Origin of the sequence: Pikeienuella sp. (genome assembly GCF_046290545.1) — a bacterium.
Classification (GTDB): domain Bacteria; phylum Pseudomonadota; class Alphaproteobacteria; order Rhodobacterales; family Rhodobacteraceae; genus Pikeienuella.
The window spans coordinates 270,420-286,093 of the sequence record NZ_JBKAGV010000015.1; the positions used below are offsets into that span (position 1 = coordinate 270,420).

Genomic DNA, 15,674 nt, shown 5'->3' on the forward strand with positions numbered 1-15,674 from the left:
CCCCTCACTCCGCCGGAGCGCCCCCCAGCTCCCGGGCCAGCATCTTCTCCACATGGCCGCGCGGCTTCGTCAGCCGGGCGAGGCGGTCGTAGAGGACGGGGGTGACGAAGAGCATCAGCACGGTCGCGAGGGAGAGGCCGGCGATGATGACGGTTCCGATCGCCACCCGGCTCTCCGCCCCCGCGCCGCTCGCGAAGACGAGGGGAGTGGCGCCGAGGACGGTGGAGACGGCTGTCATCATGATCGGGCGGAGGCGGAGCACGGCGGCGTTGACCACAGCGTCCCGCACCTCCAGCCCTTCGTCGCGAAGCTGGTTGGCGAATTCGACGATGAGGATGCCGTTCTTGGCGATGAGGCCTATCAGCAATATCACGCCGATCTGCGAATAGATGTTCAGCGTCAGCCCCCCGAGCGTGAGCGCATAGACGGCGCCCGCGACGCCGAGCGGCACGGTGAGCATGATCGAGATCGGGTGCACGAAGCTCTCGAACTGCGCGGCCAGGACGAGGAAGACGATGAGGAGCGCGAGGGCGAAGACGAAGCCCGCCCCCGCCTCCTGATCCTTGAAGGCGCGGGACTGGCCCTCATAGCCGATCGCCGCCTCCGCGGGCAGGAGTGCGCGCGCCTCCGCCTCCAGCGCGGCGAGGGCGTCGCCGAGGCTGTAGCCCTCGGTGAGGGCGGCGGAAAGCTCGATCGAGGGCAGGCGGTCATAGCGCCGAAGCTCCGGCGCGGCGGCGTTCTCCGTCATCGTCACGAGGGCGCCGAGCGGGACGAGGCTCGCGCCGTCGCCGGAGCGGACGAAGATGTTGGAGATGTCCGAGGGCGTGCGCCGGTCATCCCGCTCCGCCTGGAGGAGCACGGGATATTCCCGCCCGCGGCTCACGAAGGTCGTGACCTCGCGGGAGGCGAACATGGTCTGGAGGGTCGAGGCGATGATCTCGGCTGAGACGCCGAGATCGTCCGCCCGTTCGCGGTCGATCTCGATGTCGAGCTGGGGCAGGTTCTCCTCGTAGTCGAGCTCGGGATTGACGAGGCCGGGATTGACGCGGGCGGCGGCGAGCAGCGCCTCGGCCCATTCCTTCACCAGCTCGAAATCCGGGCCGCCGATGATGATGCGCACCGGGGTCGAGGAGCCGCGGAGGCCGAGGCCCGCGGGGGTGACGGGGAAGCCGCGGGCGACGGTCACCTGGCCCATCTTCGGCGCGATCTCCCGCACGATCTCCGCCACGTTCCGCTCCCGCTCCTCCCACGGGGCGAGGCGGAAGACGACAAAGGAGCGGAAGGGGCGGCCGAAGGAGCCGGAGAAGGTGAAGATCGCGGCGATTTCCCCTGTATCGCGCAGGGGGATCAGGATCTCCTCCACCTGCCGCGCCGCGATGTCCGTATGTTCGAGCGTGGAGCCCTGCGGTGCGGTGAGCGGCACGAAGCCGACGCCCCGGTCTTCCCGCGGGGTCAGCTCGCGCGGGAGGGATTCATAGAGCGGCCAGGCGCCTGCGGCCGCGACGACGGCGAGGGAGAGGACGACGAGCGGCGCGCGGACTGCGGCGCCGAGCGCACGGCGATAGGCGCGGGCGATCAATCCTTCCCGCCGCTTGCCGACCTCGCCCCTCTCCTGCGCCTGTTTCGCCTGCCGGCCGGAGAGGAGCCGCGAGGCGAGGGCGGGGCAGGCGGTGAGGGCGACGAAGGTGGAGATCGCGACGGCGCTGGCCATGACCCAGCCGAACTCGATGAAGAGCCGCCCGACCTGGCCGGGGAGGAAGGAGAGCGGCACGAAGACGGCGATGAGCGTCACGGATGTGGCGAGGACCGCGAAGGTCACCTGCCGCGCGCCGTTGAAGCTCGCCGCCAGCGGCGATTCCCCCTCCTCGATCCGGCGCTGGATGTTCTCCAGCACCACGATGGCGTCATCGACGACGAGGCCGATGGCGAGGAGGAGCGCGAGGAGCGTGAGCGTGTTGATCGAGAAGCCGAAGCCGCCGATCAGGATGAAGCAGCCGACCAGGGCGACGGGAATGGTGATCGCCGGCACCATCGTCGCGCTGAAGGAGCGGAGGAAGACGAGGATCACGAGCACGACGAGGCCGAGCGAGATCATCAGCGCCGTCGTCACCTCCCGGATCGAGGCGCCGACGAAGATCGCGTCGTCCGAGCCGACGGTGATCTTCATACCCTCCGGCAGCGACTCGGAGAGCGCGGCGATTTCCGCCCGCACCGCCTCCGAGATCGCCAGCGTGTTGGACTGGGATTGCCGAAGGATGGCGACGCCGATCGCGTCCACGCCGTCAGAACGGACGATGGTGCTGTCGTCCTCGACGCCCGCCTCCACCCGCGCCACGTCGCCGAGCCGCACCGGATAGCCCGCGACGCGGTCGATCACCACGTCGCGGAAATCGTCGAGGCTGCGGAGGCGGCTGTTGAGGCGGACGGAAAGCTGCCGCTCCACCGACTTCACGTCGCCGGCCGGCAGCTCGACATTGTTGCGCCGGAGCGCGGCCTCCACATCCGCCACGGTGAGGTTGCGCGCGGCGAGCGCCCGCCGGTCGAGCCAGATGCGGACGGCGAAGGGCCGCTCGCCATAGATCTGGATGTTCGCGACGCCGTCGATCGTCGCCAGCCTGTCCCGCACGAAGCGGTCCACGTAGTCGGTGATTTCCGCGGTCGTCATCCGGGTCGAGGTGATGGCGAGGCGCATCACCGGGTCCGCGTCCGCGTCCGACTTGACGACCTGCGGCTGGTCCGCCTCCTCCGGCAACTGGGCGGTGACGCGGCCCACCGCGTCCCTCACGTCGTTGGCGGCGATGTCGACGTCCCGCCCCGTCTCGAATTCGATGGTGGTCTGGCTCCGGCCCTGCCGGCTGGTGGAGGAGATCGAGCGGATGCCGGCGATGGAGGCCGCCGCGCCCTCGATCACCTCGGTGATGTCGGTGTCCACCACTTCCGGCGCGGCGCCGCGATAGGTCGTCGTCACGGTGACGACGGCGGAGTCCACGTCCGGCAATTCGCGGATCGGGAGTTCGCGAAGCGCCGCGACTCCGAAGACGATGATGAGGAGGCTGGCGACGGCCGCGAGGACGGGGCGGCGGACGGAAATGTCCGAGAGCGTCATGACTTGGGAGCCTCCTCGACCGCGGCCCCGCCGATCACGTTGACCTCGGCCCCGTCCCGCACCGATTGCAGGCCGCGGGTGACGACAAGGTCGCCCGCCGCCACGCCGGATTCGATGGCGACGACGCCCGATTTCCGGAGCCCGGTGACGACGGCGCTGCGCCGCGCCTTTCCCTCTTCCACGACGAAGACGTAGGTGTCCGCCGCCTGGGCCACGATCGCCTCTTCCGGCGCGACGAGCTTCTCCGACGAGGAGAGCGTGATGGAGAGGGACATGAACATGCCCGCCGGCAGTTCGCCCTCCGGGTTGGGAATGGTCGCGCGCGTGCGGAATGAGCGGCCCACCGGATCAACCCGGCTGTCCACCGCGGCGATTTCCCCGATGAAGGTCCGCTCCGGGAAGGCGGCGGTGATCGCCTCGATCTGCATGCCGATGGCGATCTCGGCGTAGAGAACCTCGGGCAGGGCGAACTCGACCTCGATCTCGCTCAGATCGTCGATCCGCGTCAGCACGTCGCCCTCGTCCACCCGCGCGCCGAGATCGGCGTCCGTGAGGCCGACATGCCCGTCGAAGGGCGCGCGGATCGTCCGGTCCGCCAGGCGGCGGCGGGCGCGCTCCAGCGTCGCCTCGGCCACGGCGAGGCGGGAGATCGCCTGTTCGACCGCGCTTTCTGGGATCGCGGCGGAGCGGCGGAGGGTCTCCGCCCGCTCGGCGGCCTGCCGCTGCTCCATGACCAGCGCCTCCGCCTCCGCAAGGTCCGCGCGCTCGATCTCGTCGTCGAGCCGGGCGAGGATGGAGCCTGACTCCACCTGCTCCCCGGTATTGATGGCCAGCTCCACGATCCGGCCCGAGGCGAGGGGCCGCACCTCCACCGATTGCCGGGCGCGGGTGGTGCCGACGGCCTCCACCGTCCGCTCCATGACCGCGAGCCGCACCGCCTCGACCTCAACCGAGGCGGCCCGCGCGCCGCGGCGCGGAGAGTCCGCCGCGCCCTCGCCGGCGCCGAATTCGCTGCGCCAGATCTCGTAGCCGCCGAAGCCCACGCCCGCGAGCACAAGCAGTATCAGGATTTGTCGCCAGATCGCCATGTGTCGCCCCGCTCCGCGCCATCCGGTCAACGCGCCGCCGCCGCACTTCCGTCGATACCTAGCGCGGCCGGAGACGCCCGTCGACGCCGCCTTCGACTTTTCCGACTTCGAGAGAAAGACTCATAAAACTATAGATTAAACGAAATACAAAAATGAGCAGATGACTTTCATCGTGACTAACGCTGTTAACCACAGCTTATTCCGCCAATCGCAATTTCACCGCGTTGTGTCGGGCGACCTGAGCGGAGTTCGCCGGCCTCGCGTGTGAGAGGCCGCCGCCGTGAAGCCGCCCCGGTGTGTGGGGAGTTGCGGGTGATGGCCGGCATTCATTCGGCGGACGTGCGTGCGGAACATCTTGGCGGCGGCGCGCCCGCGGTGAGCGAGGACCTCTTCGGGGGCAACTTCCTCTTCGACCGGGATCGGGCCGTCTCCGGCGGCAGCTTCGACGCCAAGGCGGAAGCGCTCGGCGCGAGCTTCCTGCGCTATCCGGGCGGCACCATCGCGGAGCGGCATTTCGACATCACGGATCCGGACCGGACGGCCGATGCGGGCGCGCATGGCCCGCTCGAACCCCTCTCCGACTTCATCGCCTACGCCGCAGGGCGGGAAGCCGGGTGGGCCCTGGTTCTGCCGATGAACGACTATTCGCACGCCGTCGCCTCCGGCGCGATGACGATGGCGGCCGCGCGCGCGGAGCTTCGCGGATTTCTGGAGGCGCTGAAGGCCGGCGCCTATGGCGCACACATGCCTGAGGTGATCGAGCTCGGCAACGAGTTCTATGACTACGCAGGGATGGGCGAGGAGGCGCTCGCCGCGGTCTACGCCCCTGCCGCCCGCGCCTTCGCGGAGGAGATCCGCGCCGTGATGGGCGGGGCGGTGGAGATCGCCGTCCAGGCGGGGCGGACGGAGGCTGCGAACGGGACGGTGCTGGAGGCCTTCGCCGGCGCGGGCGGCCTCGTGGACAGCGTGATCGTCCATTCCTATCCGTGGACGGTCGATCAGGTCGTCTGGCACCATCAGCAGCGGCTCGCCGTCGCCGACGCCTGGCGCGCGGCGGGGCTGGCCGAGGGCGTTTTCCTTTCCGAATGGAACATGGCGAACGATTTCGCCGTCGGCGGCGTTCCCGTCTCCACGGCGGAGATCGAGCGCGGGATGGCGCAGGCGGCGGCGATGATCGAGCTTCTTTCCGGCTTCGCGAAGGCCGGCGTCACCCGCGCGGCGGTCTGGCCGATCCAGCAGAACACGCCAGGCGACCTTGGCGGCGACGAGGGCGAATGGGCCTCCGGTGAGGCGAAGCTGAGCCCGCGCAACCTCACGCTGGCGGGCGAGAGCTTTCGCCTGATGTCCGAGGTCCTGCCCGGGTTGAAGCCGCTGGAGACGGCGAATCTGGACATAGACGGCGCGGCGGAGGCGGCGCGCTTTCGCGATGAATTCCTGATCGAGGCCTTTCAGGGGGAGGGGAAGCTCGTCGTCTTCGTCTCCGCCTTCGCGCTGACGGCGGGGCAGCTTGGTTCGACCGTTCGCCTTGATATCGACGGCGCCTTCGCCGGCGCGACGGTGACGACGCTGCGCGCGGGCGGGCCCGACCCGCTCGACCCCAATGCGCCCGCGCTGGTGGCCGAGGCGCGGCTTGACGGGGTGCGGAGCGCGGGCGACCTCGCGCTCGTCTTCTCGGATTCCTACGAGATCAAGCGGGTCGTCTTCGACCTCGCGCCGGAGCCCGAGCCAAGGGCTGACGCCTCGTCCGGCCGCATCGTCGGCGGCTCGGGGGATGACCGGCTCCGCGGCGGCGAGAGCGAGGAGATCATCGTCGGCCGGCGCGGCGCGGACACGCTGCGCGCCGGGGACGGCGACGACCTCGCGCGCGGCGGCGGCGGCGCGGACCGGCTGGTCGGCCAGCGGGGCGACGATCTCCTGATCGGCGGGCCGGGCGCGGACCTTCTGCGCGGCGGGGGCGGGGCGGATGCGCTGCGCGGCGGCGGCGGCGCCGACAAGCTGATCGGCAACGGCGGCGGAGACACCCTCGCCGGCGGAAAGGGCGACGATGTTCTGAAGGGCGGCGGCGGCGCCGACCTCTTCGTCTTCCGCCCCGGAGACGGAGCCGACATCGTGAAGGATTTCGCGCCGGGGCTCGACCGGCTCGCCTTCGAGGGCGGCCTCGCGCCGGGCGACCTCTCGACGGAGGACGGGCCGGGCGGCGCGCTCGTCTCGTGGCGCGGCGGCTCCGCGCTGCTGCAGGGCGTATCGGTCGACGCGCTCGGCGACGGGGACTTCCTGTTCTGAGGCGGGGCGAAGAAAGATTCGCGCAATGCGGGAAATCTGGATAGCCATTCCGGCTGGCGGAAACAGCGCGCCGCTATCCCGCGACGCCGATTCGCCCGGACGGAGGCCATGGCCGCTATCCGAATTTCATCGGGCGTATACGCGGCCAATGGCAGACCGGTCGCGGCGGAGTTCTTTGGCGGCAATTTCCTCTTCGACCGGGACCGGGCCGAGATCGGCGGGACCTTCGACCTGAAGGCCGACGCGCTCGGCCTCACCTTCCTTCGCTATCCGGGCGGCGGCGTGGCGGAGCGGTTCTTCGACCTCTCGGACCCGGATAGGACCTCCGCGCCGGGCGCGCGCGGGCCGCTCGAGCCGCTGTCCGGCTTTGTCGGCTATGCGGCCGCGAAGGCGCTTCCCTGGTCGCTGGTGATCCCGGTGAATGACGCTGCGCATGACGTGGCCGCAGGACGGATCGGGATCGACGACGCGCTCGCGGAGCTTCGCGGCTTCCTCTTGCGCCTGAAGGCCGGCGAGTTCGGCCCGGCCATGCCTGCGGTGATCGAGATCGGGAACGAGTATTTCTCCTTCCCCGGCTTCACCGGCAAGGAGAACGCGACGATCCATGCGCCCGTCGCGGCGGCTTTCGCGGAGGAAATCCGCGCCGTTTTCGGCGATACGGTCCAGATCGCGGCGCAGGCCTGTCACACGCGCGGCGGCAACGACATCGTCACCGCCGCCTTCTCGCCCGGGCTCGTCGACGCGGTGATCGTGCACGCCTATCCGCCGACCCTGGCCGAGATCGAGCCGCAGGCCGGGCTTTACGCCGACCTCGCGGCGGCGTGGATCGAGAAGGGCCTCGCCCGCACGATCTTCCTTTCGGAATGGAATCTCGCCTCGAACTTCCGGAACGATTCGGGGCGCATCCTCACGGAAGCCGATCAGGAGCTGGGCATGGCGCGGTCGGCGGCGCTGATCGAGATGGCGGGCTTTTTCCTCCGGGCCGGCGTCAGCAGGGCGAGCGTCTGGCCGGTTCAGGAGAACACGCCCGGCGACCTGGCGGGGGACGAAGGCGAGACGGCGGCCAACGCGCCGCGGCTGAGTGAGCGGAGCCTGACGCTGGCAGGCGAGGCGTTCAGGCTGATGTCGGAAAGCCTTGTCGGCCTCCGGCCGCTCGGGGAGCTCGATGTCGACATCGACGGGGCGGACGAGCCGGGCCGCTTCGCCTCCGAACTGCTCGTCGAAGGCTTCGGCGACCGTGAGCGCCTCGTCGTCTTCATCTCCGCCTACGACTTCCCGCAGGAGAGGCTTGGGGAGCCGGTCACGCTTTCCATCGACGCGCCGTTCCGCGGCGCGACGCTCACCCGGCTCCTCGCCGAAGGGACGGACCCGCTTGACCCGAACGCGCTCCCGTTCGTCGAGACGCTGGACTTCGCCGGGCTGCGCGACGCGGCGGAGCTGCCGCTGATCTTCTCCTCCCCCTACGAGACGGCGCGGATCGAATTCACGAAGCCGCCGCCGGCCAGTCTCAGGGGCGCGGCGGAGGCGGAGCGGCTCGCGGCCGGAGCGGGGGACGACGTCATTCGCGGCCTCGGCGGGGATGACCGGCTCATCGGACGGCAGGGGGCCGACACGCTGCGCGGCGGCGCCGGCGAGGACACGCTGCGCGGCGGCGCCGGGGCGGACCGGCTTTTCAGCAACCGGGGTGAGGACAGGCTTGTCGGCGGAGCCGGGGATGACACGCTGACCGGCGGGCGGGGCGACGACGTTCTGGTCGGAAACAGGGGCGCGGACCTGCTGGAAGGCCGGGCCGGGGCGGACCGGCTCATCGGCGGCGAGGGAGCGGACACGCTCATCGGGGGCGCCGGGGCGGATCTCTTCGTCTTCAGGCTGAACGACGGGGCGGACGAGATCCGGGATTTCGAGCCGGGCCTCGACAGCCTGATCCTTCCCGGCGGCGCCCTTCTCGGCGTCGCCGCCCGAGGCGAGGATGTTCTCCTTCGCCATGCGGGCGGGGAGGTTCTCGTCCGCAACCTCGATCCGGCGGACTTCGCCCGGTTCCAGCCGGACGGTTCGGATCACGACGACCTGTTCTAGCCGCCCCGACCGCTCACGCGCCGAGGGCGCGGGCGAGACCGTCCCGCGCGGCGAGGAGGGCGGGGAGGAGCGCCTCGGCGCCCTGCGCCTCGATGCGATCAGACGGCGCGGCGACGGCTATGGCGGCGAGGAAGGCCCCGTCGGGCGTGAGAAGCGGCGCCGCGATTCCGGTGACGCCGATCTCGTAGCCGTCCCGGCAGAGCGACCAGCCGCGCGCGGCGGCGAGCTCCGCCGCGGCGGCGACCGCTTCGGGATTCGTCATCGTCGCGGCGGTGACCGCGGCCAACGGCGGGCGGAGGCGCGCCGCCCGCTCGGCCGGCTTGAGGCTTGACAGCCAGGCGAGGCCGGAGGCGGTGGCGTGGAAGGGCAGGGTCTCCGCCGGGTCGAGATTGATGACATTGGCGCGGTGCGGTAGCCGGATCGCGACCGAGATCATGCCGGAGGGGCCGGGGACGGAGACATGCGCCGTCTCCCCCGTCGTCTCGGTCAGCGCCTCCGCCGCCGCGGCGGCGAGCCGGCCGAGCGGGGCCGTCGCCTCCCGCACCCGCGCGAGGGTGAGAAAGCCGGGCCCGAGCCGGTATTTCCGGCTCTCCCCGGCCTGCTCCACGAAGCCGTGGCGGGCGAGCGCGGCGAGGAGCCGGTGCGCCGCCGCCTTGTCGAGCCCGGCGAGGCGGGCGAGCTCGCTGAGGCCGAGCGCGCCCCGTTCCGCCGTGAACTGGGAGAGGAGCGTCATCGCCTTGTCGACCGTCTTCACCCGCGCCCCCGGCTTGACAGCGGCGCCGCCGCTTCGAAAACTCGCAACTGCGGTGAAAATAGTGAACCGCCTGCGCGCCATGCAAGGGGAAACGATGCCGAACGAAGCCGGGGCCCAGCCGACCATCCTCATCATCGGCACCTATGACACGAAGGCGGAGGAGCTGGCCTATCTCGCGGAGCGGATCGGCGCGGCAGGGGGCGCGGCGCTGACGATGGATGTCTCCGTCCTCGGCGACCCGCCGGGGCCGGTGACGGTGACGAAGCACGAGGTCGCCGCCGCAGGCGGCGGCTCGATCGAGGAGGCGGCGGGGTTCGGGGACGAGAACCTCGCCATGCAGCTGATGGCGCGGGGCGCGGCTTTGCTGACGCGTCGGCTTTTCGACGAGGGGCGGATCGGCGGCATGATCGCGCTCGGCGGCACGATGGGGACGGACCTCGCGCTCGACTGCGCGCGGGCGCTGCCGCTCGGCGCGCCGAAATACATCGTCTCGACCGTCTCCTTCTCCCCGCTCATCCCGGCCGAAAGGCTGGCGCCGGATGTGCAGATGATCCTCTGGGCGGGCGGGCTCTACGGCCTCAACCCGGTCTGCCGGGCCTCACTCTCCCAGGCGGCGGGGGCGGTGGTGGGAGCGGCGCGGGCGGCGGAGCGGCCCGAAAGCGCGCGGCCGCTGGTGGGGATGACCTCGCTCGGCTCTTCGTGCCTCAAGTACATGAAGGCGCTGAAGCCTGCGCTTGAGGCGCGGGGCTATGACCTCGCCGTGTTCCACGCCACGGGCATGGGCGGCATGGCGTTCGAAAGCCTCGCGGCGGAGGGGGCTTTCGTCTGCGTCATGGATTTCGCGCTGCCGGAACTGGGCAACCTCCTCGCCGGCTCCGCGGTCAATTCCGGGGAGGGGCGGCTGACGGCGGCGGGATTGGCGGGCGTGCCGCAGATCGTGGCGCCGGGCTGCCTCGACCTCATCGACTTCGCGGGGTGGCAGGAGATCCCGGCGCGCTACGCGGACCGACCCTTCCACGCGCATAACCGGCTCATCAAGTCCGCCGCGCTCAACGCGGAGGAGCGGCGGGAGAGTGCGGCGGCGATGGGGGAGCGGCTGGCGAAGGCGAAGGGGCCGGTCGCCGTGATCCTGCCGGCGGGCGGCGTCGAGGAATGGGACCGGCCCGGCGGGGCGACGCATGACGGGCCGGCGCACGAAGCCTTCTGCGCGGCGCTGCGCGGCGCGATCCGCCCGCCGGCGACGCTGACGGAGATCGCCGGGCACATCAACGATGCGGAGTTCGTGGAGGCGGCGCTGGCGATCTTCGACCGGTGGCGGGCGGAGGGCGTCGTGCCGGGCTGAGCTATTCCCGGAGAATCAGACGGTCGCCCCGGAAGCTCGTCTCCGAGAGGCGGCCGAGGAAGCTCATGCCGAGGAGGGAGGTGGAGAGCCGCCCCTCCTCCGCCACCGCGGCGCGCACGCCGGTGAGGCCGACGGCGCCGATGGCGACTTCGTCCAGCGTCACCGTCGCGACGAAGGCCTGGCCGTTCGCGGTGCTGACGGGCTGGGTGAAGGCGAGCGTCTCGGGCTGAAGCCCGACAGCCGCCGCGTCCTCATAGCTCAGGAGGACGAGGGAGGCGCCGGTGTCCACCATCATGCCGACATTGGCGCCGTTGACGCTGGCGACGGCGCGGAAATGCCCGTCCCACGCCTTGCGCAGCTCCGCCTCCCCTTGCGTGCGGGAGAGGGCGAGGGTCGGCGTCACCTCGCCGCGCACCCGGTCGAAGATCATCACCGCCTCCTCCCGAAACGTCCAGGCGACGATGAGGGCGGAGAAGGCGGCGAGCCAGCCGGCGGCCATCATCGCGACGGGGCGGAGCCGGACGCGGCGATAGCGGAAGCCCCAGATCAGGACGAGGGTGAGGAGGAGCCCGAGATAGAGCAGCCGCTCCGCCGCCCCCTCTTGCCGCAGCGCGTCCGGAAAGGCGCCGGCGAGCTGCGCGACGGCGAGCGCTACGAGGGCGATGACGGCGAGGGGCCAGAACAGCATGTGGACGATTCCCGAGCGACGCCCGAGCCTATCATGCGGATGGATCGCCATGAACCCTGACCCCGAACACATGCGCACAGTGCGCAGGGGTATCATGTGGTTGATATGGTTAATAAATCGGAAATAGCGCTCCTTCGCGGCCGGCCCTGTTTCCGGCCCCGGCCTTGAGCCGGGGCCTCGCAGGCCTGGGCGCTTCATCCTGCGGGGCCCCGGATCGGGTCCGGTGCCGGGCGAGGGGGAGCCGGTTCGCTTTCTTGGCGACCCTGTCCGCCGGGCTGACGGGGCGCGTTTCGATCCGTGCGGCGCGCTTGCCGTAGTCCGGCTCAGGCCCCCCGGCGCGCGGACCTGCCGCCGCGGCGGCCGCGCTTGCCGGCCTCCGCCTCCCGCGCGGGGAGTTCCGCCATCACGGCGCGCCGCGCCTCGGGCGTGAGGCGGGACCATGTGGCGATTTCCGGCCGGGTGCGAAAGCAGCCGAGGCAGAGGCCGGAGCCGCCCGGGCCGTCATCCATCACGCAGATGCGCTTGCAGGGGCTTTCGATCTCCGCCCGGCTCCAGATCTCCTCGCTCATCGCCCCGCCCCGATATTGGCGAGCCGGTCCAGCGCGCCCTGCAGGATGTAGGCCGCGGCGAGCTTGTCCACCAGTTCCGCGCGGCGGCGGCGGGAGGCGTCCGCCGCGATCAGCGTCCGCTCCACGGCGACGGTGGAGAGGCGTTCATCCCAGAAGGCGATCGGCAGGTCGGTGAGGCGGGAGAGGTTGCGGGCGAAGCTGCGGGTGGACTGGCAGCGCGGGCCCTCCGAGCCGTCCATGTTCCGCGGCAGGCCGAGGATGAAGCCCGCCGCCTCCCGCCCCGCGGCGAGGGCGAGGAGCGCGGCGGCGTCCACGCCGAATTTCGTGCGCCGGATCGTCTCCGCCGGGGATGCGACGCTGCGGCGCGTATCCGAGATCGCGACGCCGATGGTCTTTTCCCCGAGGTCGAGTCCGAAGAGCGGGCGGCCCGGCGGCAGCGCCACGGCGAAGGCGGCGAGGTCGTCCGTCACCAGCGCCGCGGAGACGGTCACTCGAACTCGACGCCGTTCAGGAGCGCCGCCTCCTTCAGATAGGCCTGCGCGATGGAATCGTCGGCGTAGAGCGCCGCCGCCTCGACATAGACGCCGCGCACCGCCTCGCGATCCTCCAGCACCCGGTAGGAGCGCATGAGGCGGCCCCATTCGTTCACGTCGCCTGCGCGGCCCTCGGCCCTGAGCCGCTCGTGAAGCTGGGCGACCATGCCGCTGATCATTTCCCGCCGATCCTCCGGCGCCATGTCCGCCGCCGCGGCCATATCCTCCGCGCTCGGGCCGCGCGCGGGCGCGGCGGGGGCGGGCGCGGCGCGGGGGCGGCCCTCGACAGCGGCTTCGAGGACGGCGAGGGCGGACGGATCCTCCGCATGGTCGGCGCGGGCGGCCTCGTAGACGGCGCGCGCCTCGTCAGGGCGGTTGAGGACGGCGAGCGAGGTGATGAGGCGGAGCCATTCCTCGGGCGAGCCGCCCTCGCTCTCCAGCCGCTCGCGCAGCCTTGCGACCATGCCCTCGATCATCGCGGAACGGTCTTCCGCCGGCATCTCCTCCGCCGCGGCGACGTCGCCCGCATCCGGGCCGGGCAGGGCGGAGCGGGGGAGGGCGAGCCGGGGGCGGGCCGGGGCGGGCGGATCGCTCTCCAGCGCGGCGAGGGCCGCAGGGTCCCCGGCGAAGGCTTCGCGGGCGCGCTCCATCGCCGCCCGGGCCTCGCGCGGGCGGCCGAGGACGGAGTAGGAGCGGATCAGGCGCTGCCATTCGGCGACCGTGCCGCCCTGCGCATCGAGGCGCTCGGCGAGGCGGGTCACCATGTCCGCCACCATCGCCTGACGGTCCTCTTCGGGCAGGGCGCCGGCGGCCTCCATGTCCTCCCGCGTCGGGCCGGGCAGGCCGTCCGGCCCCACGGCCACGTCCGACCCGTCGCGCCCGACGCCGAGCCGCGCCATCTCCGCCCGGATCGGGGCGACCCACGGCGCGTCCGGCGGGCTCTCGGCCAGCAGGGCGGCCCAGACCTCTGCGGCGAGGGCCGTGTTCCCGTCCTGCGCGTGGAGGCGGCCGAGGTAATAGCGGGCGGAGGGGTTGGTCGGCGCCCGCTTCAGCACTTCCAGCAGCGCGGCCTCCGCCTCCGGCGAGATGTAGCCGCCGGCGGCGAGGATCATGCCTTCGGCGTAGCCGGCGTAGAGGTCCGCATCCGCCTCTCGCGCGCGGAGGGCGATCAGGCGGCCGAAGACCGGCCATGCCTCCGCGAAGCGGCCGAGATTCATCAGCGAGCGGGCGTAGAGGAAGAGGCCCTGCGGATCATCCGGCGCCTCGGCGAGGCGGGCTTCGAGCTGTTCCACCAGACGCTCGAACTCCGCCACGTCCTCCGAGGGGGGCGGGCCGGGCAGGCGGCCGGCCATCATCTGCTCCGCCTCCTCCTGGCTCGGGCGCGCGGCCTCCCCCCGGCTGGCGAAGGGCTGGTCCTCCGCCCCCGGCATGCCGAGATCGGAATAGAGCCAGAGCGCGCCGGCGGGCGCGGCGAGGACGAGGAGCGCGGCGAGGCCGCGGGAGGCGATGGCGGGCGCGGCGCCGGCGCCGGCCTCGCGCCGCGCCTCGTCGTCCGCCGCGAGGAGGCGGCGGGACAGCTCCAGCCGCGTTCCCGCCGCCTCCTCCGGCGCGACGACGCCGCGCGCGACTTCCGCATCGAGCTGCCTCAGCTGGTCCCTGAACACCTGAGCGTCATGCGCGGCGCGGGGGGCCGCGACTTCGCCGCGCCTGAGGAGCGGCCGCGCGATGACGAGCGCTGCGGCGAGAGACGCGGCGACCGCGACGACCCAGAAACCCCAATCGGCCACGGCAAGCTCCCCTTTACTTTTTGGCATAGGTAGCCGCTGCGCCCGGCCTCGGCAACGCGACGCATCCGCCGCGCCCCTCATGTCGCGATCCGGCGCCGCGGCGCCGCGACTGTTGGCCAAGGCCGGGCCGGGCGCGCTATAGAGGCGCGAGGACAAGAGGCGCGCCATGCAGAGATATTCCGCCTTCGCCGTCGCCCGCGAGGCGCTCGGCTATCATCAGGGATGGGAGCGCGCCTGGGGCGCGCCGGAGCCCCGCGCCGAGTATGACGTGATCGTGATCGGCGCGGGCGGGCACGGGCTCGCCACCGCCTATTACCTCGCGAAGAATCACGGGATCACCAATGTCGCCGTGCTGGAGAAGGGCTGGCTCGGCGGGGGCAATACGGGCCGGAACACGACGATCATCCGCTCGAACTATCTTCAGGAGCCTTCCGCCGCGATCTACGAGCTTTCGCGCGGTCTCTACGAGGACCTGAGCCAGAAGCTGAACTTCAACGTCATGTTCTCCCCCCGCGGGGTGCTGATGCTCTGCCAGACGGAGCATGAGCTTCGCGCGCTCCGCCGCACCGCGCACGCCAACCGGCTCGCCGGGATCGAGACGGAGATGGTGGACACGGGCCGGGTGAAGAAGCTCTGCCCGATCATCGAGACGGCGGGGCCGCGCTTCCCCGTTCTCGGCGGGCTCTGGCAGCCGCGGGGCGGCACGGCGCGGCACGATGCGGTCGCGTGGGGCTACGCCCGCGCGGCCTCCGACCTCGGCGTGCATGTGATCCAGCGCTGCGAGGTGACGGGGATCGACGTCGCCGGGGGGCGGGTGACGGGGGTGCGGACCTCGAAAGGGCCCATCCGCGCGAGGAAGGTCGCCATGGTCGTCGCCGGCCATTCCGGCGTGCTGGCGGAGATGGCGGGGTTCCGGCTGCCGGTGGAGTCGGTAGCGCTTCAGGCGCTGGTGAGCGAGCCGATCAAGCCCTGCATGGACATCGTGGTGATGGCCAACACCGTCCACGGCTACATGAGCCAGTCCGACAAGGGCGAGATGGTGATCGGCGGCGGGGCGGACGGGTTCAACAACTACACCCAGCGCGGCTCCTTCCAGCATATCGAGGAGACGGTGCGGGCCCTGAAGGAGACGTTCCCGATGATCTCCCGCCTCAAGATGCTCAGGCAATGGGGCGGGATCGTTGACATGACGGGGGACCGCTCGCCCATAATCTCGAAGACGCCGGTGGAGGGGATCTTCATCAATTGCGGCTGGGGGACGGGGGGCTTCAAGGCGATTCCGGGCTCGGGCTGGGCGACGGCGGCGATGATCGCCAACGGGGGGGACCGCGTGGCCGACCCGTTCAGCCTCGACCGCTTCCGCGAGGGGCGGATGATCGACGAGAGCGTGGCTGCGGCGGTGGCGCACTGAGGGGCGCCGGCGCAAGATGGCCCGGGGTGGCGGCCCG

11 protein-coding genes are annotated in these 15,674 nt (G+C 71.6%); 4 read left to right on the forward strand and 7 right to left on the reverse strand.

The genetic code is table 11. The annotated features are described in order from the left end of the window. Positions 1 to 4: 4 nt before the first annotated feature. The gene (locus tag ACE37J_RS14970; protein ID WP_409712319.1) at positions 5 to 3,106 is read right to left on the reverse strand and encodes an efflux RND transporter permease subunit; all 3,102 of its coding nucleotides are present in this window, start codon (positions 3,104 to 3,106) and stop codon (positions 5 to 7) included. Further along, positions 3,103 to 4,194 carry an efflux RND transporter periplasmic adaptor subunit gene (locus ACE37J_RS14975; RefSeq protein WP_409712321.1) on the reverse strand — a complete coding sequence of 364 codons (1,092 nt, stop codon included), beginning with the start codon at positions 4,192 to 4,194 and terminating at the stop codon, positions 3,103 to 3,105. The genes ACE37J_RS14970 and ACE37J_RS14975 overlap by 4 nt, the downstream gene beginning before the upstream one ends. A 315-nt stretch (positions 4,195 to 4,509) precedes the next feature. Here ACE37J_RS14975 and ACE37J_RS14980 point away from each other — a divergent pair, with 315 nt between their 5' ends. Further along, a complete protein-coding gene (locus tag ACE37J_RS14980) occupies positions 4,510 to 6,477 on the forward strand; it encodes a calcium-binding protein (RefSeq protein ID WP_409712323.1) in 1,968 nt (655 codons plus the stop codon). 108 nt (positions 6,478 to 6,585) lie between these two features. Next, complete coding sequence (locus ACE37J_RS14985) at positions 6,586 to 8,553, forward strand: calcium-binding protein (protein ID WP_409712325.1); 1,968 nt, start codon at positions 6,586 to 6,588, stop codon at positions 8,551 to 8,553. A 13-nt stretch (positions 8,554 to 8,566) separates the two neighbouring features. Here the strand turns inward: ACE37J_RS14985 and ACE37J_RS14990 are convergent, their stop codons facing one another. After that, positions 8,567 to 9,307, reverse strand: coding sequence for an IclR family transcriptional regulator (locus tag ACE37J_RS14990; RefSeq protein ID WP_409712327.1), 741 nt, complete (start codon positions 9,305 to 9,307; stop codon positions 8,567 to 8,569). Between the two features lie 94 nt (positions 9,308 to 9,401). Between ACE37J_RS14990 and ACE37J_RS14995 the strand changes: the two genes are divergently transcribed. Further along, on the forward strand, positions 9,402 to 10,649 hold the full coding sequence (locus ACE37J_RS14995; RefSeq protein ID WP_409712329.1) for a Tm-1-like ATP-binding domain-containing protein: 1,248 nt from the start codon (positions 9,402 to 9,404) through the stop codon (positions 10,647 to 10,649). A 1-nt stretch (position 10,650) separates the two neighbouring features. On the opposite strand, the gene ACE37J_RS15000 is transcribed toward ACE37J_RS14995, so the two are convergent. The 4 genes from ACE37J_RS15000 to ccmI form a co-directional block, all read right to left on the reverse strand. Continuing rightward, positions 10,651 to 11,337: a TIGR02281 family clan AA aspartic protease gene (locus tag ACE37J_RS15000; protein ID WP_409712331.1), complete on the reverse strand. Its 687-nt coding sequence runs from the start codon at positions 11,335 to 11,337 to the stop codon at positions 10,651 to 10,653. Positions 11,338 to 11,660: 323 nt separating this feature from the next. Beyond that, positions 11,661 to 11,906, reverse strand: a complete 246-nt coding sequence (locus ACE37J_RS15005) for a DUF1289 domain-containing protein (RefSeq protein WP_409712333.1) — start codon at positions 11,904 to 11,906, stop codon at positions 11,661 to 11,663. Beyond that, positions 11,903 to 12,379: a Holliday junction resolvase RuvX gene (gene ruvX, locus ACE37J_RS15010; protein WP_409712423.1), complete on the reverse strand. Its 477-nt coding sequence runs from the start codon at positions 12,377 to 12,379 to the stop codon at positions 11,903 to 11,905. The genes ACE37J_RS15005 and ruvX overlap by 4 nt, the downstream gene beginning before the upstream one ends. 14 nt (positions 12,380 to 12,393) lie before the next feature. Continuing rightward, positions 12,394 to 14,226, reverse strand: coding sequence for a c-type cytochrome biogenesis protein CcmI (gene ccmI / locus ACE37J_RS15015; protein ID WP_409712335.1), 1,833 nt, complete (start codon positions 14,224 to 14,226; stop codon positions 12,394 to 12,396). A gap of 166 nt (positions 14,227 to 14,392) precedes the next feature. On the opposite strand from ccmI, the gene ACE37J_RS15020 reads away from it, so the two are divergent. Further along, positions 14,393 to 15,637: a sarcosine oxidase subunit beta family protein gene (locus ACE37J_RS15020; RefSeq protein WP_409712337.1), complete on the forward strand. Its 1,245-nt coding sequence runs from the start codon at positions 14,393 to 14,395 to the stop codon at positions 15,635 to 15,637. The last annotated feature ends 37 nt before the right edge of the window (positions 15,638 to 15,674 follow it).

What these genes read in the sequence shown, in the direction of transcription:
- ACE37J_RS15005 (WP_409712333.1), bottom strand. Translation starts at nt 11,906, where the DNA reads ATGAGCGAGGAGATCTGGAGCCGGGCGGAGATCGAAAGCCCCTGCAAG.
- ACE37J_RS14995 (WP_409712329.1), top strand. Translation starts at nt 9,402, where the DNA reads ATGCCGAACGAAGCCGGGGCCCAGCCGACCATCCTCATCATCGGCACC.
- ACE37J_RS14980 (WP_409712323.1), top strand. Translation starts at nt 4,510, where the DNA reads ATGGCCGGCATTCATTCGGCGGACGTGCGTGCGGAACATCTTGGCGGC.
- ACE37J_RS14970 (WP_409712319.1), bottom strand. Translation starts at nt 3,106, where the DNA reads ATGACGCTCTCGGACATTTCCGTCCGCCGCCCCGTCCTCGCGGCCGTC.
- ACE37J_RS15020 (WP_409712337.1), top strand. Translation starts at nt 14,393, where the DNA reads ATGCAGAGATATTCCGCCTTCGCCGTCGCCCGCGAGGCGCTCGGCTAT.
- ACE37J_RS14975 (WP_409712321.1), bottom strand. Translation starts at nt 4,194, where the DNA reads ATGGCGATCTGGCGACAAATCCTGATACTGCTTGTGCTCGCGGGCGTG.
- ACE37J_RS15000 (WP_409712331.1), bottom strand. Translation starts at nt 11,337, where the DNA reads ATGCTGTTCTGGCCCCTCGCCGTCATCGCCCTCGTAGCGCTCGCCGTC.
- ACE37J_RS14985 (WP_409712325.1), top strand. Translation starts at nt 6,586, where the DNA reads ATGGCCGCTATCCGAATTTCATCGGGCGTATACGCGGCCAATGGCAGA.